Origin of the sequence: Streptomyces sp. NRRL WC-3742, assembly GCF_000720635.1 — a bacterium.
Taxonomy (GTDB): domain Bacteria; phylum Actinomycetota; class Actinomycetes; order Streptomycetales; family Streptomycetaceae; genus Kitasatospora.
Genome location: NZ_JOCF01000001.1, coordinates 133,828 through 157,043, shown reverse-complemented (window position 1 = coordinate 157,043; position 23,216 = coordinate 133,828). Strand labels below are relative to the sequence as shown.

Genomic DNA, 23,216 nt, shown 5'->3' with positions numbered 1-23,216 from the left:
ATCGGGGGCCGTTTCGTGTGCCCGGGGGGCGGTGGGGTGGGGTTATTGCGTATGGGTTGCAATTGCGGGAGTGGGGCAGCAGAGTGGGGGGTGTGGGGGTGGGAGTCCTTCGATCGAGCTGGTCGTCTTCCCAACCGGCGTCCGCCGGGACAGCGGCTCGGCCCACCCCCCACCAAGGATCACCCGTCAAGGGCGTGTCAAAGGGGCCCGTGGGGGCGTCAGGATCGCGTAGGGGCGCGGGAGGGGCGTGGGGGCGGGGGCGCAGGATCTGAGCAATCAGTTCACTGCGGAGGTCCCGTCCGATGTCCAGCGCCGCCAGTAGCCCGTCCGTGACCGCCCGCCCGGAGGAGCCGCCGGATGCGGGGGTGATGGGGGAGGAGCGGCACCGGCTGTCGGTGTTCGGGGGGTTGGCGGCGCTGTCGTTGGACGCGATGGCGTCGGTGGCGTACGGGCCGGAGTCGATCGTGCTGGTGCTGGCCGCGGCCGGCGCGTACGGGCTGGGGTTCACCCTGCCGGTGACGGTGGCGATCGCCGTGCTGCTCGCGGTGCTGGTGGCCTCCTACCGGCAGGTGATCGCGGCGTTCCCGGACGGCGGCGGCTCGTACGCGGTGGCCAAGGCGCACCTGGGGCGGCGGACGGCGTTGACGGCGGCGGCCTCGCTGGTGATCGACTACGTCCTGAACGTCGCGGTCTCGGTGACGGCCGGCGTGGCCGCGCTCACCTCCGCGTACCCGGGCCTGTACGGGGACCGGGTCTGGCTCTGCCTCGGCGTGCTCGCCCTGGTGACGGCGGTGAACCTGCGCGGCATCGCCGAGTCGGCCCGCTGGTTCATGGCGCCCACCGCCGTGTTCGTCCTGTCGATCCTGGCAATCATCGTCGTCGGCCTGTTCCGCGACGCCCCCGCCAGCACCGAGGCCGCCGCCGGCCACGCCTCGGTGCTCGCCGAGAACGCGACCACGGTCGGCGCGCTGCTGCTGCTCAAGGCGTTCGCGGCCGGCTGCTCCGCCCTGACCGGCGTCGAGGCGGTGGCCAACGCCGTCCCCTCCTTCCGCACCCCGCGGGTGAAGCGCGCCCAGCACACCGAGGTCGCGCTCGGCGCCCTGCTCGGCGTGATGCTGATCGGACTGGCCGTGCTGATCGGCCGCTTCCACCTCCAGCCGGTGGAGGGCGTGACCGTCCTCGCCCAGCTCGCCGACGCCTCGCTCGGCCACGGGGCCGGCTTCTACGTCGTCCAGTTCGCCACCGTCGTCCTGCTCGGCCTGGCCGCGAACACCTCTTTCGGGGGCCTGCCCGTCCTGCTGGACCTGCTCGCCCGGGACAACCACCTGCCGCACGTGTTCGCGCTGCGCGCCGACCGCCAGGTGTACCGCTACGGCGTGCTGTTCCTGGCCGCCGTCTCGGCGGCGCTGCTGGTCGGCTCCGGCGGGGACGTCAACGACCTGGTGCCGCTGTTCTCGATCGGCGTCTTCGTCGGCTTCACCATCTGCCAGGTCGGCATGGTCCGGCACTGGTACCTGCTGCGCCCGCCCGGCTGGCGGGGAAAGGCGGTGCTCAACGGCTTCGGGGCCCTGCTCACCGGCGTCGCGACCGTCGTGGTGACCGGCACCAAGTTCACCGAGGGCGCCTGGGGCATCGTCGTGGCCCTGCCGCTGCTGGTGGTGCTGTTCGAGGCCGTGCACCGCAGCTACGCCCGCATCGGCGAGCGGCTGGAGCTGGGCCGGGTGCCCGGTGCGGTGACCCGCCAGCGCAGCCTGGTCGTCGTCCCGGTGACGGCGATCACCAGGCTCACCCGGGACGGCCTGTCGGCCGCGCTCTCGCTCGGCGACGAGGTGATGGCGGTGACGGTCGTGTACGAGCCCGCGCAGGCCGAAGCGCTGCGCAGGGACTGGGAGTTGTGGCAGCCCGGCGTGCCGCTGGTGGAGATCCCGGACGGCCACCGCAGGCTGGGCCAGCCGATCGCGGACTTCGTCAACGAGCTCGGCCAGGAGCACGCGTACGACCGGCTGACCGTCCTGATCCCCGAGGTGGAGCCCGCGCACTGGTGGCAGCGGGCCCTGCAGAACCGACGCGGCGCCGTGATCGACCGCGCCCTGCGCCGCAAGACGGACGCGGTGGTCTGCCGCCTGCGGATGAGGATGTAGGGGATGTAGGGGATCTGGAAGAGGCGCCCCGCGAACGGGCCCGGGACGGCGACCTGCCGTCCCGGGCCCGTTCGCGTGCGCGGGCAGGCGGGCAGGCGGGCAGGCGGGCAGGCAGGCCAGCGGGCCGGCAGGCGGGCGGAACCGGCGGCCCCGATGATCTCGGCCGGATCACGACGGTCTCGGCCCGGTGAACCGGGCGTCAAAGTCGCGTCAACGCGACGCTGTCACCCGTATGGAGGGCGTCAGGGCCCCATAACGCGCCCAAGATGGCTGGTTTGCTGCATCTGCCGGTCGTCCGCCGGCGCCGTGTGAGGCCCGAAACCGGTACGCGGCAGTCTCCCGAACCACGCTGGTGGAGCCCATGTCCGATCTCATCTACGTCGGTGTCACGGTCGCCGTGTTCGCCGTCATCGCCCTGATCGCGCGGGGGGTGGAGAAGCTGTGAGTGCGGAGAACATCGCTGGTCTGATCGTGGCCGTCGCGCTCGTCGGCTATCTCGTCGTCGCGCTGATCTTCCCGGAGAAGTTCTGACATGGGAAACACTCTCGCGGGCTGGCTTCAGGCCCTCGCCCTGGTCGGGGCGCTGGCTCTGTGCTACCGCCCCCTTGGCGACTACATCGCCAGGGTCCTCACCACGCCCAAGCACCTCAGAGTCGAGCGTGGCATCTACAAGGTGATCGGCGTCGACGGTGACGCCGATCAGCGTTGGTCGGTGTACCTGCGCTCGGTGCTCGCCTTCTCGGCGGTGTCCGTCCTCTTCCTGTACGGCCTGATCCGCCTGCAGACCTTCCTGCTGCTGAACCTGGGCGTTCAGCAGATGGACGGCCACCAGGCGTGGAACACCGCGATCTCGTTCGTCACCAACACCAACTGGCAGTCCTACAGCGGCGAGTCCGCGATGGGCCACCTGGTGCAGATGGCGGGCCTGGCGGTGCAGAACTTCGTCTCCGCCGCCGTCGGCATCGCCGTCGTGGCCGCGCTGATCCGGGGCTTCACCCGTAACAGGACCGACCGGGTCGGCAACTTCTGGGTGGACCTGGTCCGCATCAACCTGCGACTGCTGCTGCCGCTCGCGATCGTGTTCGCGCTGGTCCTGGCCGCCAACGGCGTCATCCAGAACTTCCACGGCTTCCACGAGGTCACCGGCCTCGCCGGGGACGTGCAGAAGATCCCGGGCGGCCCGGTGGCCTCCCAGGAGGTCATCAAGGAGCTCGGCACCAACGGCGGCGGCTTCTTCAACGCCAACTCGGCGCACCCGTTCGAGAACCCGAACGGGTTCACCAACTGGCTGGAGATCTTCCTCCTCCTGGTGATCCCGTTCGCGCTGCCGCGCACCTTCGGCCGGATGGTGGGGGACAACCGCCAGGGCTACGCGATCGTCGCGGTGATGGGCCTGTTCTGGGTGGCCTCGGTCGCTCTGCTGACCTTCGCCGAGTCGCAGCACCACGGCACCGCCCTGCAGGCCGCGGGCGGCGCGATGGAGGGCAAGGAGCAGCGCTTCGGCATCGCGGCGAGCTCGCTGTTCGCCGCCTCGACGACGCTGACGTCGACCGGTGCGGTGAACTCCTTCCACGACTCGTTCACGCCGTTCGGCGGCGGGATCACGATCTTCAACATGATGCTGGGCGAGATCGCGCCCGGCGGTACGGGTTCCGGCCTGTACGGCATGCTGGTCCTGGCCATCGTCGCGGTGTTCGTCGCGGGCCTGATGGTCGGGCGCACCCCCGAGTACCTGGGCAAGAAGCTCGGCGGCCGCGAGATGAAGTTCGCCTCGCTGTACATCCTCACCACCCCGACCATCGTGCTGGTCGGCACCGGTGTGGCGATGGCCCTGCCGGGTGAGCGCGCCGGGATGCTCAACTCGGGTGCCCACGGCTTCTCCGAGGTGCTGTACGCCTTCACCTCGGCCGCCAACAACAACGGCTCGGCCTTCGGCGGTATCACCGTCAACACCGACTGGTACGACACGGCGCTCGGCCTGGCGATGGTCTTCGGCCGGTTCCTGCCGATCGTCTTCGTCCTCGCGCTGGCCGGCTCGCTCGCGCAGCAGCAGCCGGTTCCGGCCACACCGGGCACCCTGCCCACCCACAAGCCGCTGTTCGTGGGCCTGCTGTCGGGCGTGATCCTGATCGTCGTCGGCCTCACCTACTTCCCGGCCCTGGCCCTCGGGCCGCTCGCGGAAGGTCTCTCCTGATGTCCACCCCCACCCTGAACCCCGTACCGGCGGACCAGGCCGATCACGCCGCGCCGCACAGAGTGCAGAGCGGCCTCCTCGACCCGAAGCTGATCGTCGCCTCCCTGCCGGACGCGGTGAAGAAGCTCGACCCCCGGGTGATGGTCAAGAACCCGGTCATGTTCGTGGTCGAGGTCGGCTCGGTGGTCACCACCGTCTCCGCGATCGTCAACCCGTCCGTCTTCGCCTGGGCGATCACCGTCTGGCTCTGGCTGACCACCGTCTTCGCCAACCTGGCGGAGGCCGTCGCCGAGGGCCGCGGCAAGGCCCAGGCCGACACCCTGCGCAAGACCAAGACCGACAGCGTCGCCCGCCGGCTCACCAACTGGCCCGCCTCGCAGGCCGAGGAGGAGGTGCCCGGCACCGCGCTCCAGCTCGGTGACCACGTGGTGGTCGAGGCCGGGCAGGTCATCCCCGGCGACGGCGACGTCGTCGAGGGTGTCGCCAGCGTCGACGAGTCGGCGATCACCGGCGAGTCCGCGCCCGTCATCCGCGAGTCCGGCGGTGACCGCTCCGCGGTGACCGGCGGGACGAAGGTGCTGTCCGACCGGATCGTGGTGAAGATCGCCTCGGAGCCCGGCAAGTCGTTCATCGACCGGATGATCGCCCTGGTCGAGGGCGCCGCCCGGCAGAAGACGCCCAACGAGATCGCGCTCAACATCCTGCTGGCCTCGCTGACCATCGTCTTCCTGGTCGCGGTCGTCACGCTCCAGCCGATGGCCACCTTCGCGGGCGCCCCGCAGTCGATGATCGTCCTGGTCGCCCTGATCGTGGCGCTCATCCCGACCACCATCGGCGCGCTGCTCTCCGCGATCGGCATCGCCGGCATGGACCGCCTCGTCCAGCGCAACGTGCTGGCGATGTCCGGCCGCGCCGTCGAGGCCGCCGGTGACGTCAACACCCTGCTGCTCGACAAGACCGGCACCATCACCCTGGGCAACCGCCAGGCCGCCGAGTTCCTGCCCGCCCCCGGGGTGGAGCAGGGCGAGCTGGCCGGCGCCGCCCAGCTGTCCTCCCTCGCGGACGAGACCCCCGAGGGCCGCTCGATCGTCGTGCTCGCCAAGACCGAGTACGGTCTGCGGGCCCGCGCCCAGGGCGAGCTGACGCACGCCACCTGGGTGCCGTTCACCGCCCAGACCCGCATGTCGGGTGTGGACCTGGACGAGTCCGACGGCGTGCACCAGGTCCGCAAGGGAGCCGCCGGTGCGGTCTCCAACTGGGTGAAGGAGAACGGCGGCTCGGTCGGCGACGAGGTCGCCACCCTGGTCGACGGCATCTCCGCGGCCGGTGGCACCCCGCTGGTCGTGGCCATCCGGGTCGGCAGCGAGCCCGCCCGCGTCCTCGGGGTCATCCACCTCAAGGACGTGGTCAAGGAGGGCATGCGGGAGCGTTTCGACGAACTGCGCCGCATGGGCATCAAGACCATCATGATCACGGGCGACAACCCGCTGACCGCCAAGGCGATCGCGGAGGAGGCCGGCGTGGACGACTTCCTCGCCGAGGCCACGCCCGAGGACAAGATGGCCCTGATCAAGAAGGAGCAGGAGGGCGGCAAGCTGGTCGCGATGACCGGCGACGGCACCAACGACGCCCCCGCGCTGGCCCAGGCCGACGTCGGCGTCGCGATGAACACCGGGACCATGGCGGCCAAGGAGGCCGGCAACATGGTCGACCTCGACTCCAACCCGACCAAGCTCATCGAGATCGTGGAGATCGGCAAGCAGCTGCTGATCACCCGAGGCGCGCTGACCACCTTCTCGATCGCCAACGACGTGGCCAAGTACTTCGCGATCATCCCCGCGATGTTCGCCGGGGTCTACCCGGGCCTGAGCCACCTCAACATCATGGGCCTGCACAGCCCCCAGTCCGCGATCACCTCGGCGATCATCTTCAACGCCCTGGTCATCATCGGCCTCATCCCGCTCGCTCTGCGCGGCGTGAAGTACCGCCCGTCGGACGCCAGTTCGCTGCTGCGCCGCAACATCGCGGTCTACGGCTTCGGCGGCCTGGTGGTGCCGTTCGTCGGCATCAAGCTGATCGACCTGATCGTCCAGTTCATCCCCGGCCTCAGCTGACGCAGGGAAGGAGAGAAACCATGTCCAAGCCCCTGCCGACGACCGTCCGCACCCACTTCACCGCGCTGCGCGTCCTCCTGGTGCTCACCGTGATCCTCGGAATCGCGTACCCGCTTCTCGTCACCGGGATCAGCCAGGTCGCGTTCAGCGACAAGGCCAACGGGTCGATCGTGAAGTCCGACGGCAAGGAGGTCGGTTCCAGCCTCCTCGGCCAGAACTACAACCTGCCGAAGAAGGACCCCAACGACAAGAACGAGGAGGCGCAGCCGGACCCGGCGTTCTTCCAGCCCCGGCCCTCCGCCAACAGCTACGCCGGGGACAACTCCGGTGCCAGCAACCTCGGTCCGAACAGCGACGACCTGCTGAAGGCCGTCGAGGAGCGCCGCAAGTCCGTGGCCGAGTTCGACGGCGTCGACCCGGCGAGCGTGCCGGTCGACGCGCTGACCGCCTCCGGCTCCAGCCTCGACCCGCACATCTCGGTGGCCTACGCCAAGGAGCAGGTCAAGCGGGTCGCCCACGAGCGCAAGCTGCCGGAGGAGGCCGTCTCCAAGCTGGTCGAGAAGTACACCGAGGGGCGGTCCCTCGGCTTCCTCGGCGGCGAGGGCGTCAACGTCGTCCTGCTGAACAAGGCGATCAGCGAGCAGAAGTGACACCGGATCTGATGAAGTGTTAGCTGGCCGACCCGGGCCCGGAGCTTGCTCCCGGCCCGGGTCGGCCAGCCGCATGTCCGGCCGGTTCCACCGCACACCCCGACCGTCCCGCGATGACGAAAGAGCAGCGCCCATGGCCCGCGACCTCACCCCCGGCACCGGCACCCGCGGCGGCCGGCTGAGGGTGTACCTCGGTTCCGCCCCGGGGGTCGGCAAGACCTACCGGATGCTGGACGAGGCCCGGCGCAGACAGGAGCGCGGGGTCGACGTCGTGGTCGGGTACATCGAGTGCCACGGCCGCCGCCACACCGAGGCCATGCTGGAGGGCCTGGAGGTGGTTCCCCGCGTCCACCGCTCCTACCGGGACGCCGAGTTCGAGGAGATGGACCTCGACGGGCTGCTCGCCCGCCGCCCCTCCGTCGTGCTCGTGGACGAGCTGGCGCACACCAACATCCCCGGCGGCCGCCACGCCAAGCGCTGGCAGGACGTCGAGGAGATCCTCGCCGCCGGGATCGACGTCATCACCACCGTCAACATCCAGCACCTGGAATCACTGAACGACGTCGTCCAGAAGATCACCGGCATCCCCCAGCGCGAGACCGTCCCGGACGAGGTGGTCCGCCGGGCCGACCAGATCGAACTCGTCGACATGGCCCCGCAGGCGCTGCGCCGCCGGATGGCCCACGGCAACGTCTACAAGGCGGAGAAGGTGGACGCCGCGCTCTCCAACTACTTCCGCGTCGGCAACCTCACGGCCCTGCGCGAACTCGCCCTGCTCTGGGTCGCCGGCCGGGTGGACGAGGGCCTGCGCGACTACCGCGCCGCCCACCGCATCGACCGGGTCTGGGAGACCCGCGAGCGGGTCGTGGTCGCCCTGACCGGCGGCCCCGAGGGCGAGACCCTGATCCGCCGCGCCGCCCGGATCGCCGACCGGACGGCCGGCGGGGACCTCCTGGCCGTCCACGTCTCCCGCAGCGACGGCCTCGCCGGCGCCTCCTCCGGCGCGCTCGCCCAGCAGCGGCTGCTGGTCGAGACCCTCGGCGGCAGCTACCACGTGGTGGTCGGCGACGACATCCCCACCGCGCTGCTCGCCTTCGCCCGCGCCCACGACGCCACCCAGCTGGTGCTCGGCACCAGCCGCCGCGGCCGGATCAACCGCTTCCTCACCGGCCCCGGAATCGGCGAGACCACCGTGGACGCCTCCGAGGACATCGACGTCCACATGGTCACCCACGAGTTCACCGGCCGCGGCCGGCTGCCCTCCCTGGGCCGACGCCACTCCAAGCGCCGCACCGTCCTCGGCTACGCCGCCGGACTGACGCTGCCCTGGCTGCTCACCGCCGTGCTCTCCCAGGCGCACGACACCATCAACCTCACCACCGACGCCCTGATCTTCCAGCTCGGCGTGGTCATCGTCGCCCTGCTCGGCGGCGCCGTCTCCGCCCTGCTGGCCGCCTTCATCGCCTCGGTGCTGCTGAACTACTACTTCATCCCGCCCGTCCACAGCCTGACCATCGGCGAGACCAACAACATCGTCGCCCTGGTGGTCTTCGCGGCCATCGCGCTGGCCGTCTCCACCGTGGTCGACCACGCCGGCCGCCTCACCAGCCGCGCCGCCCGCGCCACCGCCGAGGCCGAGACCCTCTCCACCCTGGCCGGCAGCGTGCTGCGCGGCGCGGACGCCCTGCCCGCCCTGCTGGAGAAGTCCCGGACGGCCTTCGGCATGCAGACCGTCGCCCTGCTCTCCCGCGTGGGCGAGGTGCTCGCCCACTCCGAGGCCGAGCATCCGGACGAGGGCGACGGGCAGAACGAGACCACCGAGGTCCCGGTCGGCGCGGACGCCCTGCTCGTGCTCACCGGCCGCCGGCTGCCCGCCGCCGACCAGCGGGTGCTGACCGCCTTCGCCGCCCACGTCGGCGCCGCCCTGGAACGCGACCGGCTGGCCGTGGTCGCCGCCGAGGTGGAGCCCATCAAGGCCGCCGACCGGATGCGTACCGCCCTGCTCGCCGCCGTCAGCCACGACCTGCGCACCCCGCTCGCCGCGGCCCTCGCCTCGGTCGGCTCGCTGCGCAGCCCCGACGTCGAGTTCTCGCCCGAGGACCAGGCCGAGCTCCTCGCCACCGCCGACGAATCGCTGGTCAAACTCACCCGTCTGGTGGACAACCTGCTCGACATGAGCCGCCTCCAGGCCGGCGCCCTCACCCTGCACCTCACCGAGACCCACCTGGACGAGATCCTGCCCCGGGCCCTCGACAGCCTGCCCGACCCGTACGCCCCCATCCAGCCGCTCGACCTCGACACCGCCCCGCCGGTGCTCGCGGACCCGCCGCTGCTGGAACGCGTCCTCGCCAACGTGATCACCAACGCGCTGCGCTACAACGCCCCCGGCGCACCCGTCCTGGTCACCGCCAGCCACCACGCCGACCTGGTCGAGATCCGGGTGATCGACCGCGGCCCCGGCATCGCCCCCGAGGACCGCGACAGCGTCTTCCTGCCGTTCCAGCGCCTCGGCGACACCGACAACACCACCGGCGTCGGCCTGGGCCTCGCCCTCTCCCGGGGCCTCGCCGAGGCCATGGGCGGCAGCCTGGAGGTCGAGGACACCCCCGGCGGCGGCACCACCATGCTGCTCACCCTGCCCGCCGCCCGGCCCACCGTGCCGCCCGCCGTCCCAGGGGAGGGACCCGAAGCGTGAGTGAACGAAGTGAACGAACCGCCGAGAGGTGCGTGTCCCGCGAAGCGCCCGGCGAGCGAAGCGAGGCGGGCGCATGAGCGAGATCCTGATCGTCGACGACGAACCCGCCCTCCTACGGACCCTGCGGATCAACCTCAGCGCCCGCCGGTACGCCGTCCGCACCGCCGCCACCGGCGGTGAAGCCCTGGACCGCGCCGCGCACACCCTCCCGGACGCCGTCCTGCTCGACCTCGGCCTACCGGACCTCGACGGCATGGACGTACTGCGCGGCCTGCGCACCCGCAGCGCCATGCCGATCATCGTGCTCTCCGGCCGGGCCGACTCCGCCGACAAGGTGAGCGCCCTCGACGCCGGCGCCGACGACTACCTCACCAAGCCGTTCCAGATGGACGAACTCCTCGCCCGGCTCAGGGCGGTGCTGCGCCGCCCCCTCGGCGGCCCCCCGCCCGGCCGGCCCGTCATCGGCGCGCACACCGTCGACCTCGCCGCCACCACCGTCACCGGCCCCGAAGGCCCGGTGCGGCTCACCCCGACGGAGTGGCGCATCCTCGCCCTGCTGCTCGCCAATCCCGGCCGCCTGGTGCCCGGACGGCAGATCCTGCGGGAGGTGTGGGGCCCGGCCCAGGAGGCCCGCGGCAACTACCTGCGGGTCTACCTGGCCGGGCTGCGCCGCAAGCTGGAGCCGGACCCGGCCCGGCCGCGCCACCTGATCACCGAGCCCGGGATCGGGTACCGGTACGAGCCGTAGGGCGGCCTTCGGCCGTACGGGCCGTCAGAGGCCCGTCAAGAGCGGCTCTCCGCGCGACAGGAGAGCGTCAGGGCCGGTCAGCGGTGGTGCTGCACGGGCGTAGCGTCAGTGCTGAAGCGAGCGGGTCCTGCTCCAAGTGGGGGAAGCCTGGGTCCGCTCCGAGCCGCCGAGAGGCGGCCAGTAGGTGGGGGAGGGGCGCGCGACATCACGTCGCGCGCCCCTTTTAACTCTCGGACCAGGACGGCCCCATCGCCCGAACTCGGCCTAGCCGTCCACGCCGCCCGACTGCCGGGGCAGCGCCAGCGCCACCGTGTCCGCGAACTCCCGTACGGCGCTGGTCCGGCTGACCACCCGGCCGCTGTGCACCACCAGCCGGCTGTGCCCGCCGGAGAGCGCCCCGGCCAGGCTGTCCCCGCGCACCGCCAGCAGCTCCGCCGGGAACCCGGCGTCCACCCGCACCGGCGCCAGCCCGAGCACCGCCCGCGCCTGGTTCGCCACCGCGTCGTACGCGGCCTCCACGTCCAACTCCCGGCCCGCCGCCAGCAGATGGGCGGCCTCCAGCGGATCCGCCCGGCCGACGGGGTTGGACGGGTCGCGCAGCGCCCCGCTCCCGGCCGCCAGCGGCACCCGCGCCTCGGCCAACTCCCGCAGCAGGCCCGGGCGCAGGCCCGTCGCCGCGCCCTCCAGCCCGGTGCAGCAGGCGTTCTGCGGCAGGCAGACGACCCGGACCCCGGCGCTGGCCAGCACGGTGGACGCGCCCCGGGCCAGCGCCCCGCAGGGCCCCAGCGTCACCCTCGGCCGCAGCGGCGCCAACGCGCCGACCAGCCGGGCCAGTTGGGGTGCGTCCGCACCGGTGGTGTGCAGGTCCACCGGGCAGTCCGCCTCCCGGGCGGCCTCCAGCAGCAGCTGCACGTACCCGGCCGGGTCCGGGTCCAGCTCCGGGCAGCCGCCCGCCGCCGTGGCGCCCAGCTTGAGCGCCTCGCGCAGCTGCGCCCGCCCGTCCGCGCCGGCCCGGCCGGTGAGCAGCCGGGGCATCGCCACCGCCTGGAGGTCGGCCAGCCCGCGCAGCGCCTGCTGGGCGGTGAGCACCGCCTCCAGTCGGCGCAGCCCGTGGACGTCGCCGATGCGGACGTGGGTGCGCTGCGCGGTGGCGCCGTAGCCGAGCGAGGTGAGCGCGGCCTCGGTGACGCGGCGGGTGAGGTCGTCCGGGGTCTCCGGCGGAGGGGTGGCGAGCGCGGCGGAGAAGGCGGCGTCGTAGTGGGCGTGCGGCTCCGCGGGGGCGGGCAGCAGGAGGTAGCCCTTGAGGTCGATCCGGGCGCCGGTGGTGACGGTGGGGGCGCCGGGCAGGGCGGGCAGCGGGCCGAGGCTGCCGACCGTGCCGACGGCCTGGATGCGGTCGCCGCTGATCCGGACGTCCACCACCCGCCCGTCCATCAGCCGGGCGCCGGTGAGCAGCAGGACCGGGCCGTGCCCGAGCGGGTTGGCCGCAGGGCCGGGCCCGGAGTGCGACCCGTCCGCGGCTGCGCTGTCCATCGCGGGCTCCCTCGTCGCGCCGTACGGCCGCCCCGGTTCGGTGCGGTCGGCCTCCCGGTCAATGAGGGTCGAGCCTATGGCGGACGGGGGCGGGGCGCCGGGAGGCGGGCAATAGTCGTATCGGTCCGGGCCGTGGGTTCGCGGGGTGCTCGAACGCCAGACCTCGGATCGTCTGCCCGTTGCAAGCCGTTGGCCTGCGGTCTCGCCCCCGGATACGGATTTCACCTCTGGGCGCGGAACGTGTAATCTCTTCCTCGTTCGCCCCTATAGCTCAGTCGGTAGAGCGTCTCCATGGTAAGGAGAAGGTCTGCGGTTCGATTCCGCATGGGGGCTCTGGTGAGAAACGGTCAGCTCCGGCTGTGCCGAGGATCACTGTGGCGGTGTAGCTCAGTTGGTAGAGCAAGCGGCTCATAATCGCTGTGTCACCGGTTCAAGTCCGGTCACCGCTACCCCGCGTAGTCGGTCGGGAGATCGCACTCCCGGTCGGCTACTCTTGTCGTGTTCTTATTCGTTGTCCAAGGAAGGCACTCCCGTGGCTGCCACCGATGTCCGCCCGAAGATCACGCTGGCCTGCGTGGAGTGCAAGGAGCGGAACTACATCACCAAGAAGAACCGGCGTAACGACCCGGACCGTCTTGAGATGAAGAAGCACTGCCCCCGCTGCAACTCGCACACCGCGCACCGCGAGACCCGCTGACCCCTTCGCGGGGAATCATCGGGCCTGTGTGAAATCAGGTCTTCGACTCCGGGCCGTATCCCTCACGAGGGGTGCGGCCCGGAGTCATTTCCACATCCGTCCCCGTACCGTCCATCAGTGTTCCGAGGAGCTGTCATGGCGCTCGACCCCTCCTTCATCGGGCGTGGTTACCCGCCCACCGAGCCGTACGAGGTCGGCCGGGAGAAGATCCGCGAGTTCGCGATCGCGATCGGGGACGCCAACCCCGCGTACACCGACGCGGAGGCGGCCAAGGCGCTCGGCCACCCGGACGTGATCGCCCCCCCGACCTTCCCGTTCGTGATCGCCTTCACGGCGACCGGCCAGGTCGTGAACGACCCGGAGCTGGGCCTGGACTACAGCCGGGTGGTGCACGGCGACCAGAAGTTCGCCTACACCCGCCCGGTGCGGGCCGGTGACCGGCTCTCCGTCGAGGTCTTCATCGACAACATCAAGTCGCTGGCGGGCAACGACGTGCTCACCGTGCGCGGTGAGGTGACGGACGCCACGGGCGAGCACGTGGTGACGTCGGTCATGACGCTGGTGGCCCGGGCCGCCGACGAGACGGGGAAGTGAGCGCGATGACGATCGGCTACGACGAGGTCGAGGTCGGCACCGAGCTGCCGGCGCAGTCCTTCCCGGTGACGCGCGCCACGCTGGTGCAGTACGCGGGCGCCTCGGGGGACTTCAACCCGATCCACTGGAACGAGAAGTTCGCGCTGGAGGTCGGCCTGCCCGACGTCATCGCGCACGGCATGTTCACCATGGCCCAGGCGATCCGGGTGGTCACCGACTGGACGGGCGACCCGGCCGCGGTGCTCGAGTACGGCGTGCGCTTCACCCGGCCGGTGCCGGTGCCCAACGACGGGGTCGGCGCGGTGATCGAGGTCTCGGCCAAGGTCGCCAAGAAGCTGGACGACCACAAGGTGCAGGTCGACCTGGTCGCCACCACGGGCGGCCAGAAGGTGCTCGGGATGTCGCGGGCGGTCGTCCGCCTGTCCTGAGGCACGGACTCCAGGTCGCGACGGGGCCCGTACGGCGGCCCCGTCGCGGTCGTTGCGGCCGTCGCGACCTGGGGTCTTGCGAAGATAGTGATTGGCCACTAACTTGAAGGCCATGGCGAAGTCGAGCATGCGGATGAGTGCGGAGGAGCGGCGCGAGAGCGTCGTCCGGGCCGCGATGATCGAGTTCGCCCGCAGTGGTTACAGGGGAACGTCGACGGAGTCGATCGCCCGCCGCGTCGGGGTCTCGCAGCCGTACCTGTTCCGGCTGTTCCCCGGCAAGCAGGCGATGTTCACGGCGGCCGCCGAGCGCTGCATCGAGGAGACCTGGCAGGTCTTCGACGAGGTTTCGGCCGGGCTGACGGGCGAGGACGCGGCCCGGGCCATGTCCGACGCGTACATGGGCCTGGTCGAGGACCGCGATCGACTGATGATGCAGATGCAGCTGTACGTCTCGGTGTTCGCCGCCAGGACCGCGGGCGAGGACGAGATCGGGGCGACGGCCCGGGAGCTCTGGGAGGAGCTGTTCAACCGGGTCAAGGAGCGGATCGGCGGGGACGCGAAGAACGCCACGGAGTTCTTCGCGCACGGAATGCTGATCAACACCCTGGTGGCACTGGGCTATCCCCAGGACCACTGGGTCTGGGCCGGCTTCGAGGAAGCCGGGGGCGGTACGCCCGAAGGCGTCGAGTAGGCGGGCCGCGCGGGGGTGATCGCGCGGCCTTTTTTTCGGCCCTTCAAAGTTATTGATCGCTAACTACCTGAGAGGTTCCGGGGGTTTCACCATGACCGAGAGCAAGGAACAGGAGGCGCGGGAGGAGTCGCCCGCCCTCGGCAGGACCGGTGTCTGGACCCTGGTCATCACCAGCGTCGCCGGCTTCATGGCCAGCCTGGACAACCTGGTCGTCACCACCGCCCTGCCCTCCATCCGCGAGGAGCTCGGCGGCGGCCTCTCCGACCTGGAGTGGACGGTCAGCGCCTACACCCTGTCCTTCGCCGTGCTGCTGATGTTCGGCGCGGCCCTCGGCGACCGGTTCGGGCGGCGCAAGATCTTCCTGGCCGGCCTCACGCTCTTCACCGTCGGCTCCGCCGCCGCCGCGCTCTCGCCCGGCATCGGCGCGCTGATCGCCGCCCGCGCCGTCCAGGGCGCCGGCGCCGCGGTGTCGATGCCGCTCACCCTCACCCTGCTGACCGCGGTCGTCCCCGCCGCCAAGCGCGGCATGGCCTTCGGCATCTGGTCCGGCGTCAACGGCCTCGCCGTCGCCACCGGCCCGCTGGTCGGCGGCTCCCTGACCGAGCACTTCTCCTGGCAGTGGATCTTCTGGGTCAACGTCCCCGTCGGCCTCGTCCTGATCCCGCTCGCCGCCCTGCACCTGCGCGAGAGCCGCGGCGCCAGCCCGTCCCTGGACGTGGTCGGCACCCTGCTCGTCAGCGGCGGCATGTTCGGCGTCGTCCTCGGCCTGATCCGCGGCAACCCGGACGGCTGGACCAGCCCGCTGGTCCTGTCCTCGCTGACCGCCGGCGCGGTGCTGCTGGTCGGCTTCGTCCTGTACGAGCAGTACGGCGCCAAGCACCCGATGCTGCCGATGCGGCTCTTCCGCAGCCGGTCGTTCTCGATGGTCAACGCCTCCGGCCTGCTGATGTTCCTCGGCATGTTCGGCTCGATCTTCCTGATCAGCCAGCACCTCCAGACCGTCGGCGGCTACTCCCCGCAGGAGGCCGGCATCCGGATGCTCCCGTGGACGGGCATGCCCCTGCTGGTCTCCCCGTTCGCCGGCGCGCTGGCCGACAGGATCGGCGGCCGGCGGATCGTCTTCGCGGGCCTGGTGGTCCAGAGCCTCGGCCTGGGCCTGTACGCGCTGATCAACGACAACCTCGAGCACTTCGAGTACGGCCCGGTGGTCCCCGCCGTCGTGCTCTGCGGTGTCGGGATGTCGCTGTACTTCGCGCCGATGGCCACCCTGGTGATGGACAGCGTCCGCCCGGAGGAGCAGGGCATCGCCTCCGGCGCCAACAACGCGCTGCGCGAGGTCGGCGGGGCGCTCGGCGTGGCCGTCCTCTCCGCGGTGTTCTCCGCGCAGGGCGGGTTCGGCACCGAGAAGTCCTACGTCGACGGGATGATCCCGGCGCTGTACGTCGGCGCCGGCGTGGTGCTGCTGGGCGCGGTCTGCGCCTTCCTCCTGCCGCAGCGGCCGGCGCCCGCGCCGGCCGGGCCCAAGGCGGCGGGCGAGCCCGTGGACGCCGCGGCGGAGCCCGTGCGGATCTGAACGGATCTGAACGGATCCGGATGAATCCGGACGGATCCGGACGGCGGGCCCGGAAGGGCCGGGCGGGGGCGTGGTCCTGGGACCGCGCCCGCGCCCCCGTACGCTGGTGGGCGTGCTGGTAGAAAACGACGCCCCCCTCGCCCCGCTCACCACGCTGCGGCTCGGCGGCCCGGCCCGCCGCCTCGTCACCGCCCACACCGACGACGAGGTGATCGCCGCCGTCCGCGAGGCCGACACGGCGGGCGAGCCGCTGCTCGTCCTCGGCGGCGGCTCCAACCTGGTGATCGGCGACGCGGGCTTCCCCGGCACCGTCCTGCGGATCGCCACCACCGGCTTCGCCCTGGACGGCACCGTCCTGGAGCTGGCGGCCGGCGAGGTGTGGGCCGACGCCGTGACCGCCACCGTGCTGGAGCACGGCCTGGCCGGCATCGAGTTCCTGGCCGGCATCCCCGGCTCGGCCGGCGCCACCCCGGTGCAGAACGTCGGCGCCTACGGCCAGGAGGTGTCGCAGTCGATCACCGAGGTGGTCGCCTACGACCGCCGCTGCGGCGAGGTGGTCACCCTCACCAACGCCGAGTGCGGGTTCTCCTACCGCCACAGCCGCTTCAAGGCCGACCCGGAGCGCTACGTCGTCCTGCGGGTGCGCTTCGCGCTCCAGGACGCGGAGGGGCTCTCCACCCCCGTCGCCTACGCCGAGACGGCCCGGCACCTGGGAGTCGAGCAGGGCGAGCGCGTGGACGTCCGCACCGCCTGGAACGCCGTGCTGCTGCTGCGCGCGGGCAAGGGCATGGTGCTGGACCCGCAGGACCACGACACCTGGTCGGCCGGCTCCTTCTTCACCAACCCGGTGCTCACCGCCGCGCAGTACGAGTCCTTCCGGACCCGCCCGGGCACCGAGAACGCCCCCGCCTACCCGGCCCCGGAGGGCCGCACCAAGACCTCGGCGGCCTGGCTGATCGACCGGGCGGGCTTCGGCAAGGGCTACGGCAGCGGCCCGGCGACCCTCTCCACCAAGCACACCCTGGCGCTCACCAACCGCGGCGCGGCCACCGCCGAGGACCTGCTGGCGCTGGCCCGGGAGATCCGGGACGGCGTCCGCGAGGTCTTCGGGGTGGAGCTGGTCAACGAGCCCGTGATGGTGGGCGTCAAGCTCTAGGAGCTCTGGCCGTCTAGAGCCGACCAGAGCTCTAGACGGCCACCGGCTGGCCCACCAGCCAGGCGTCGACGTCCGCCAGGATCTCCCGGCGGACCGACTCCGGCGCGCAGGAGCCGCGCACCGACTGCCGTGCCAGCTCGGCGAGTTCGGCGTCGGAGAAGCCCAGCACCTCGCGCGCCAGCTCGTACTGCGAGGCCAGCCGGCTGCCGAAGAGCAGCGGGTCGTCCGCGCCGAGTGCCAGCGGCACCCCGGCGTCGAACAGCCGGCGCAGCGGGACGTCCTCGGGCCGCTCGTAGACGCCGAGCGAGACGTTGGAGGACGGGCAGACCTCGCAGGTGATCTGCCGGGCGGCGAGGCGCTCCATCAGCCGAGGGTCCTCGGCGGCCCGCACGCCGTGGCCGATCCGGCCGGCGCCCAGGTCGTCCAGGCAGTCCCGGACGGACTCGGGCCCGGCCAGCTCGCCGCCGTGCGGGGCCGCCAGCAGCCCGCCCTTGCGGGCGATCTCGAAGGCGCGGTCGAAGTCGCGGGCCAGGCCCCGGCGCTCGTCGTTGGAGAGGCCGAAGCCGACCACGCCCCGGTCGGTGTACCGGACAGCCAGGCGAGCCAGTGTCCTGGCGTCCATCGGGGACTTCATCCGGTTCGCGGCGACCAGCACCCGGATGCCCACCCCGGTGGCCAGGGAAGCCTGCTCCACCGCGTCGAGGATCAGCTCCAGCGCGGGGATCAGCCCGCCGAGCCGGGGTGCGTAGGAGGTCGGGTCGACCTGGATCTCCAGCCAGCGGGAGCCGTCGCGCCGCTCGTCCTCGGCCGTCTCCAGGACCAGCCGGCGGATGTCCTCCTCGTCCCGCAGGACGGAGCGGGCGGTGTCGTACAGGCGCTGGAAGCGGAACCAGCCGCGTTCGTCGGTGGCGCGCAGGCTCGGCGGTTCGCCGGAGCTGAGCGCCTCCGGCAGCCGGACCCCGTGCTTGTCGGCCAGTTCCAGCAGGGTGGCCGGGCGCATCGAGCCGGTGAAGTGCAGGTGCAGGTGGGCCTTCGGGAGGTCCCTCACGTCGTGCGGGTTCAACAGGCGTTCCATTGGCGAATACTGCCGCATCCGGCCCCCGAACGGGAACCGCCCTCTCACCGTCCCCCGAAGGGGTGAAAGAGGGCGGTTCCGCGGGTGAATCCCGCGCGTCGCTCCGACGTCGGGCGTCAGCGCTCGGGTTCAGCGCTCACCCGGACCCGGAGCTCGGCTGTCGCGGCTCAGTCGCGGGCCTCGCCCAGCAGCTTCTGCAGGCGGCTGACGCCCTCGATCAGGTCGGCGTCGCCCAGCGCGTAGGACAGGCGCAGGTAGCCGGGGGTGCCGAAAGCCTCGCCCGGGACGACCGCGACCTCGGCCTCGTCCAGGATCAGCGCGGCCAGCTCGGCGGAGGTCTGCGGGCGCTGACCGCGGATCTCCTTGCCCAGCAGGGCCTTGACCGACGGGTACGCGTAGAAGGCGCCCTCGGGCTCGGGGCAGACGACGCCCTCGATCTCGTTGAGCATCCGCACGATGGTCCGGCGGCGGCGGTCGAACGCCTCGCGCATCTCGGCGACGGCGTCCAGGTCGCCGGCGACGGCGGCCAGGGCCGCGCGCTGGGCGACGTTGGAGACGTTGGAGGTGGCGTGCGACTGCAGGTTGGTCGCGGCCTTGATCACGTCCTTGGGGCCGATCACCCAGCCCACGCGCCAGCCCGTCATCGCGTAGGTCTTGGCGACGCCGTTGACCACGACGCACTTGTCGGCCAGCTCGGGCAGCAGGGCCGGCAGCGAGGTGAAGGTCGCGTCGCCGTAGACCAGGTGCTCGTAGATCTCGTCGGTGAGCACCCACAGGCCGTGCTCCAGGGCCCAGCGGCCGATCGCCTCGGCCTCGGCCTCGGTGTACACCGCGCCGGTCGGGTTGGACGGCGAGACGAAGAGCACCACCTTGGTGTTCTCGGTGCGGGCGGCCTCCAGCTGCTCGACCGAGACCTTGTAGCCGGTGGTCTCGTCGGCGACGACCTCCACCGGGACACCGCCGGCGAGCTGGATCGACTCCGGGTAGGTGGTCCAGTACGGCGCCGGGACGATGACCTCGTCGCCCGGGTCGAGGATCGCGGCGAAGGCTTCGTAGATGGCCTGCTTGCCGCCGTTGGTGACCAGCACCTGGGAGGCGTCCACGCGGTAGCCGGAGTCGCGCAGCGTCTTGGCCGCGATCGCCTCCTTGAGCTCGGGCAGCCCGCCCGCCGGGGTGTAGCGGTGGTTCTTCGGGTCGCGGCAAGCCTCGACGGCCGCCTCGACGATGTAGTCCGGGGTCGGGAAGTCGGGCTCGCCGGCGCCGAAGCCGATCACCGGACGGCCGGCCGCCTTGAGGGCCTTGGCCTTGGCGTCCACGGCGAGGGTCGCGGACTCGGCGATCGCGCCGATCCGGGCGGAGACCCGGCGGTCGGCGGGGCGGATGGACTGGTCGGGCTGCGGGGTGGAAGCGCTCATGCCTGCATCGTCGCAGAACCCGGACGGACCGGGCATCGTGGTTCCAGTATCCGTACGGGACCGTCCGTATCCCGGTCCCAGACGATCCGTCGGTGATCGCCGGGCGACGCAGGACGATCGCCGCCGGGCCCCCGGTCGCGGAAGAAGAGGTTCGACCAAACACCCCTCGACCACGTACACTCGCTGCTCGACGGCCCGCCGAAAAAGACCGCAGCTTTCACCGTCTGTACAGACAACGTGGTCGAATGCGGTAGGTTGGTCGCCACGGCGCCGCGAGGTTCCGTAGGGCAATAGCTCAATTGGTAGAGCACCGGTCTCCAAAACCGGCGGTTGGGGGTTCGAGTCCCTCTTGCCCTGCTGTTCGATCCTCATCTCAGCCCGTTCGCTCCACAGAGCGAGCGGGCTTGATGCGGAGAGGGCACCATCAGCACCGCTTAGCCGGCCGTCCGTGCCCCTCACCGGGTGCGGGTAAGAGGTCCGGCAGGACCCGGATTCAGGTGAGGACGAGTGACGGAGACCACGGGCTCCACCGCAACGCCTGAGAGCGGCAACCCCGAGGGGGCCGACGGCGCTGCCGAGACCACGCCCGTCGACGGCGAGGAGAAGGCGCTCTCTCGCCGCGACCGCAAGCGGGCCAACCGCTCCGGCGAGAAGAAGGCCGGCAAGCGGGCCAAGAAGGGCCCGTTCGCCCGCATGGGCCTCTTCTACCGCCAGATCATCGCCGAGCTGCGCAAGGTCGTCTGGCCGAGCAAGGGCGAGCTGACCAGCTACACCGCCGTCGTGGTCACCTTCGTGGTGGTCGTGATGGCCTTCGTGGCCGGCCTCGACTACGGCTTCTCCAAGCTGAGCCTCTGGGTCTTCGGCTGATCCTGCCGCCCCACCTTCGAAACGTCTCCCGACCCGGGCCGATCCTTCGGTCCGGGTCGAGCTGTCGGCGGCGGACGTACGCGCGGCTACCGTTGACTCGGTACTGTTGAAGTCTCCGAGACCACGTCCGACGCTCCCGCGTTCGCTCGTGCGACGGGCCGGCTTCGGAGCGCGCCACCTTCACCATCTCCAGGAAAGAAGCAGCCACCGTGTCTGAGTCCCCCCTGTACGACGCCGACGAGACCGTCCGCGAGGCGGATGTCGCCGCCGAGCTGGACGCGGCCGAGCTGGCTGTCGAAGCCGAGCCCGCCGAGCAGATCGTCGACGCCGTGGACGGCGACGAGGACGAGGTCGAGGCGTTCGACGAGGCCGAGGCGGGCGAGCCGGCCGAGGAGGCCGCGCTGCACGTGGAGGGCGACGAGGACGCCGTCGAGGTCGCCGACCCCAGCGAGCTCGACGAGGTCGACGAGGCTGCCCAGGACGCCGAGGCCGTCGAGGAGGACGCCGAGGAGGCCGAGGAGGAGGTCGACCCGGTCGCCAAGTTCCGCGAGGACCTGCGCTTCATGCCCGGCGAGTGGTACGTGATCCACACCTACGCCGGCTACGAGAACCGGGTGAAGCAGAACCTGGAGCAGCGCGCCGTCTCGCTGAACGTCGAGGAGTACATCTTCCAGGCCGAGGTGCCGCAGGAGGAGGTCGTCCAGATCAAGAACGGCGACCGCAAGACCATCCGCCAGAACAAGCTCCCCGGCTACGTCCTGGTGCGCATGGACCTCACCCCCGAGTCCTGGGGCGTCGTGCGCAACACCCCCGGCGTCACCGGCTTCGTGGGCAACGCCTACGACCCGTACCCGCTGACCCTGGACGAGGTCGTCAAGATGCTCGCCCCCGACGTCGAGCGCCAGGCCGCCAAGGAGGCCGGCAAGCCGTCGCCGGTCAAGCCGAGCGAGATCCAGGTCCTGGACTTCGAGGTCGGCGACTCGGTCACCGTCACCGACGGCCCGTTCGCGACCCTCCAGGCCACCATCAACGAGATCAACCCGGACTCGAAGAAGGTCAAGGGCCTCGTGGAGATCTTCGGCCGCGAGACCCCGGTCGAGCTGTCCTTCGACCAGATCCAGAAGAACTAGTCGTACGGTCTTCGGACTTCGGGGCGGGGCCGACGGCCCCGCCCCGAATCCGTTTTGGTCCAGCGGCGCATACGCGTTAGCCTGGTCCGATGTGTGTGCTGGCGACCGGGTGTCGCCCCGGTTCCGCACGCACCAGCAATCACCTCTCGGAAGGACCCGGAGAGACATGCCTCCCAAGAAGAAGAAGGTCACGGGGCTTATCAAGCTCCAGATCAACGCCGGTGCGGCCAACCCGGCGCCGCCGGTCGGCCCCGCGCTCGGCCAGCACGGCGTCAACATCATGGAGTTCTGCAAGGCGTACAACGCCGCGACCGAGTCGCAGCGCGGCATGATCGTGCCGGTGGAGATCACGGTCTACGAGGACCGTTCCTTCACCTTCATCACGAAGACGCCGCCGGCCGCCCGCCTGATCCTGAAGGCCGCCGGTATCGACAAGGGCTCCAGCGAGCCGCACAAGACCAAGGTCGCCAAGCTCACGAGCGCCCAGGTCCGCGAGATCGCCACCACCAAGATGCCCGACCTGAACGCCAACGACCTGGACGCGGCGGCGAAGATCATCGCCGGCACCGCCCGGTCGATGGGCATCACCGTCGAGGGCTGATCCTCCCCATCCCGCCAGGGATAAATCGGCTCAGCCGTTCCCTGTGGTAGGGCCTGCGCAGGCCCGTGACACCACAACTCCATTCACCATTCAGGAGCAGCTATGAAGCGCAGCAAGGCCCTGAAGGCCGCGGACGCCCAGGTCGACCGCGAGCGCCTTTACGCCCCCCTCGAGGCCGTCCGCCTCGCCAAGGCGACCAGCACCACCAAGTTCGACGGCACCGTCGAGGTCGCCATGCGTCTGGGCGTCGACCCGCGCAAGGCCGACCAGATGGTCCGCAGCACCGTGATCCTCCCGCACGGCACCGGTAAGACCGCTCGGGTCCTGGTCTTCGCGACCGGCGAGCGTGCCGAGGCCGCGCGTGCTGCTGGCGCCGACATCGTCGGCTCCGACGAGCTGATCGACGAGGTCGCCAAGGGTCGTCTGGACTTCGACGCCGTCGTCGCCACCCCGGACCTCATGGGCAAGGTCGGCCGCCTCGGCCGCGTGCTCGGTCCCCGTGGTCTGATGCCGAACCCGAAGACCGGCACCGTGACCCCGGACGTCGCCAAGGCCGTCAACGAGATCAAGGGCGGCAAGATCGAGTTCCGCGTCGACAAGCACTCGAACCTGCACTTCATCATCGGTAAGGCTTCCTTCACCGACGAGCAGCTGGTCGAGAACTACGCCGCCGCGCTGGACGAGGTGCTCCGCGCCAAGCCGTCCGCCGCCAAGGGCCGCTACATCAAGAAGACCGCGTTCTCGACCACCATGGGCCCCGGCATCCTGGTGGACCCGAACCGCACCCGTAACCTCCTCACCGAGGAGGACCCGGCCGCGGTCTGAGCCCCAGCGCTCTAGAGCAGTCCGTACGGCGGGCCCGTACCCCCTTCACCGGGGGGGCGGGCCCGCCGTCGTTCGCCGTGGCCGTTCTC

General features: G+C 71.3%; 20 protein-coding genes and 3 tRNA genes. 20 read left to right on the top strand and 3 right to left on the bottom strand.

What is annotated here, in order from left to right:
• The first annotated feature begins 302 nt into the window (after positions 1–302).
• The 7 genes from IH61_RS0100755 to IH61_RS0100720 all read left to right on the top strand — a co-directional run bounded on the left by IH61_RS0100755 (position 303) and on the right by IH61_RS0100720 (position 10,542).
• Positions 303–2,141 (top strand): APC family permease, encoded by a 1,839-nt coding sequence (locus tag IH61_RS0100755; protein WP_031063216.1) that lies wholly within the window; start codon positions 303–305, stop codon positions 2,139–2,141.
• Between the two features lie 441 nt (positions 2,142–2,582).
• Complete coding sequence (gene kdpF / locus IH61_RS43835; protein WP_037971201.1) at positions 2,583–2,672, top strand: K(+)-transporting ATPase subunit F; 90 nt, start codon at positions 2,583–2,585, stop codon at positions 2,670–2,672.
• Between the two features lies 1 nt (position 2,673).
• The gene (kdpA, locus tag IH61_RS0100740; protein ID WP_031063214.1) at positions 2,674–4,335 is read left to right on the top strand and encodes a potassium-transporting ATPase subunit KdpA; all 1,662 of its coding nucleotides are present in this window, start codon (positions 2,674–2,676) and stop codon (positions 4,333–4,335) included.
• Positions 4,335–6,449 (top strand): potassium-transporting ATPase subunit KdpB, encoded by a 2,115-nt coding sequence (gene kdpB, locus IH61_RS0100735; protein ID WP_031063211.1) that lies wholly within the window; start codon positions 4,335–4,337, stop codon positions 6,447–6,449. The genes kdpA and kdpB overlap by 1 nt, the downstream gene beginning before the upstream one ends.
• Positions 6,450–6,469: 20 nt before the next feature.
• Complete coding sequence (gene kdpC / locus IH61_RS0100730; protein ID WP_031063210.1) at positions 6,470–7,099, top strand: potassium-transporting ATPase subunit KdpC; 630 nt, start codon at positions 6,470–6,472, stop codon at positions 7,097–7,099.
• A gap of 133 nt (positions 7,100–7,232) precedes the next feature.
• Positions 7,233–9,794 (top strand): sensor histidine kinase, encoded by a 2,562-nt coding sequence (locus IH61_RS0100725; RefSeq protein ID WP_031063208.1) that lies wholly within the window; start codon positions 7,233–7,235, stop codon positions 9,792–9,794.
• 73 nt (positions 9,795–9,867) lie between these two features.
• Positions 9,868–10,542, top strand: coding sequence for a response regulator (locus tag IH61_RS0100720; RefSeq protein ID WP_031063206.1), 675 nt, complete (start codon positions 9,868–9,870; stop codon positions 10,540–10,542).
• A gap of 264 nt (positions 10,543–10,806) precedes the next feature.
• Here IH61_RS0100720 and IH61_RS0100715 read toward each other — a convergent pair whose 3' ends face one another.
• A complete protein-coding gene (locus IH61_RS0100715; RefSeq protein ID WP_031063203.1) occupies positions 10,807–12,075 on the bottom strand; it encodes a hydrolase in 1,269 nt (422 codons plus the stop codon).
• Between the two features lie 260 nt (positions 12,076–12,335).
• On the opposite strand from IH61_RS0100715, the gene IH61_RS0100710 reads away from it, so the two are divergent.
• The 8 genes from IH61_RS0100710 to IH61_RS0100675 all read left to right on the top strand — a co-directional run bounded on the left by IH61_RS0100710 (position 12,336) and on the right by IH61_RS0100675 (position 17,214).
• Positions 12,336–12,408, top strand: a tRNA-Thr gene (locus IH61_RS0100710).
• Between the two features lie 43 nt (positions 12,409–12,451).
• Positions 12,452–12,524: transfer RNA gene (locus IH61_RS0100705), tRNA-Met, on the top strand.
• Between the two features lie 83 nt (positions 12,525–12,607).
• On the top strand, positions 12,608–12,772 hold the full coding sequence (gene rpmG / locus IH61_RS0100700; RefSeq protein ID WP_006604855.1) for a 50S ribosomal protein L33: 165 nt from the start codon (positions 12,608–12,610) through the stop codon (positions 12,770–12,772).
• A gap of 135 nt (positions 12,773–12,907) precedes the next feature.
• Positions 12,908–13,366, top strand: a complete 459-nt coding sequence (locus IH61_RS0100695; RefSeq protein ID WP_031063200.1) for a MaoC family dehydratase N-terminal domain-containing protein — start codon at positions 12,908–12,910, stop codon at positions 13,364–13,366.
• Positions 13,367–13,371: 5 nt separating this feature from the next.
• Positions 13,372–13,794, top strand: a complete 423-nt coding sequence (locus IH61_RS0100690; protein WP_031063196.1) for a MaoC family dehydratase — start codon at positions 13,372–13,374, stop codon at positions 13,792–13,794.
• A 112-nt stretch (positions 13,795–13,906) separates the two neighbouring features.
• Complete coding sequence (locus IH61_RS0100685; protein ID WP_234326967.1) at positions 13,907–14,485, top strand: TetR/AcrR family transcriptional regulator; 579 nt, start codon at positions 13,907–13,909, stop codon at positions 14,483–14,485.
• 91 nt (positions 14,486–14,576) lie between these two features.
• Positions 14,577–16,058, top strand: a complete 1,482-nt coding sequence (locus IH61_RS0100680; protein WP_037971197.1) for an MFS transporter — start codon at positions 14,577–14,579, stop codon at positions 16,056–16,058.
• A 112-nt stretch (positions 16,059–16,170) separates the two neighbouring features.
• The gene (locus tag IH61_RS0100675) at positions 16,171–17,214 is read left to right on the top strand and encodes a UDP-N-acetylmuramate dehydrogenase (protein ID WP_031063188.1); all 1,044 of its coding nucleotides are present in this window, start codon (positions 16,171–16,173) and stop codon (positions 17,212–17,214) included.
• Positions 17,215–17,245: 31 nt separating this feature from the next.
• Here IH61_RS0100675 and IH61_RS0100670 read toward each other — a convergent pair whose 3' ends face one another.
• Both IH61_RS0100670 and IH61_RS0100665 read right to left on the bottom strand, forming a co-directional pair.
• Complete coding sequence (locus tag IH61_RS0100670; protein WP_199823248.1) at positions 17,246–18,289, bottom strand: adenosine deaminase; 1,044 nt, start codon at positions 18,287–18,289, stop codon at positions 17,246–17,248.
• 167 nt (positions 18,290–18,456) lie between these two features.
• Positions 18,457–19,704, bottom strand: coding sequence for a pyridoxal phosphate-dependent aminotransferase (locus IH61_RS0100665; protein ID WP_031063183.1), 1,248 nt, complete (start codon positions 19,702–19,704; stop codon positions 18,457–18,459).
• 284 nt (positions 19,705–19,988) lie between these two features.
• Here IH61_RS0100665 and IH61_RS0100660 point away from each other — a divergent pair.
• From IH61_RS0100660 to rplA, 5 genes are all read left to right on the top strand, one after another.
• Positions 19,989–20,061, top strand: a tRNA-Trp gene (locus IH61_RS0100660).
• A gap of 150 nt (positions 20,062–20,211) precedes the next feature.
• Positions 20,212–20,571 carry a preprotein translocase subunit SecE gene (gene secE, locus IH61_RS0100655; RefSeq protein WP_031063180.1) on the top strand — a complete coding sequence of 120 codons (360 nt, stop codon included), beginning with the start codon at positions 20,212–20,214 and terminating at the stop codon, positions 20,569–20,571.
• Between the two features lie 209 nt (positions 20,572–20,780).
• Positions 20,781–21,701, top strand: coding sequence for a transcription termination/antitermination protein NusG (nusG, locus tag IH61_RS0100650; RefSeq protein ID WP_078910726.1), 921 nt, complete (start codon positions 20,781–20,783; stop codon positions 21,699–21,701).
• 166 nt (positions 21,702–21,867) lie between these two features.
• Complete coding sequence (gene rplK / locus IH61_RS0100645) at positions 21,868–22,302, top strand: 50S ribosomal protein L11 (protein ID WP_031063174.1); 435 nt, start codon at positions 21,868–21,870, stop codon at positions 22,300–22,302.
• 102 nt (positions 22,303–22,404) lie between these two features.
• Positions 22,405–23,127: a 50S ribosomal protein L1 gene (rplA, locus tag IH61_RS0100640; RefSeq protein ID WP_031063169.1), complete on the top strand. Its 723-nt coding sequence runs from the start codon at positions 22,405–22,407 to the stop codon at positions 23,125–23,127.
• Positions 23,128–23,216: the final 89 nt, after the last annotated feature.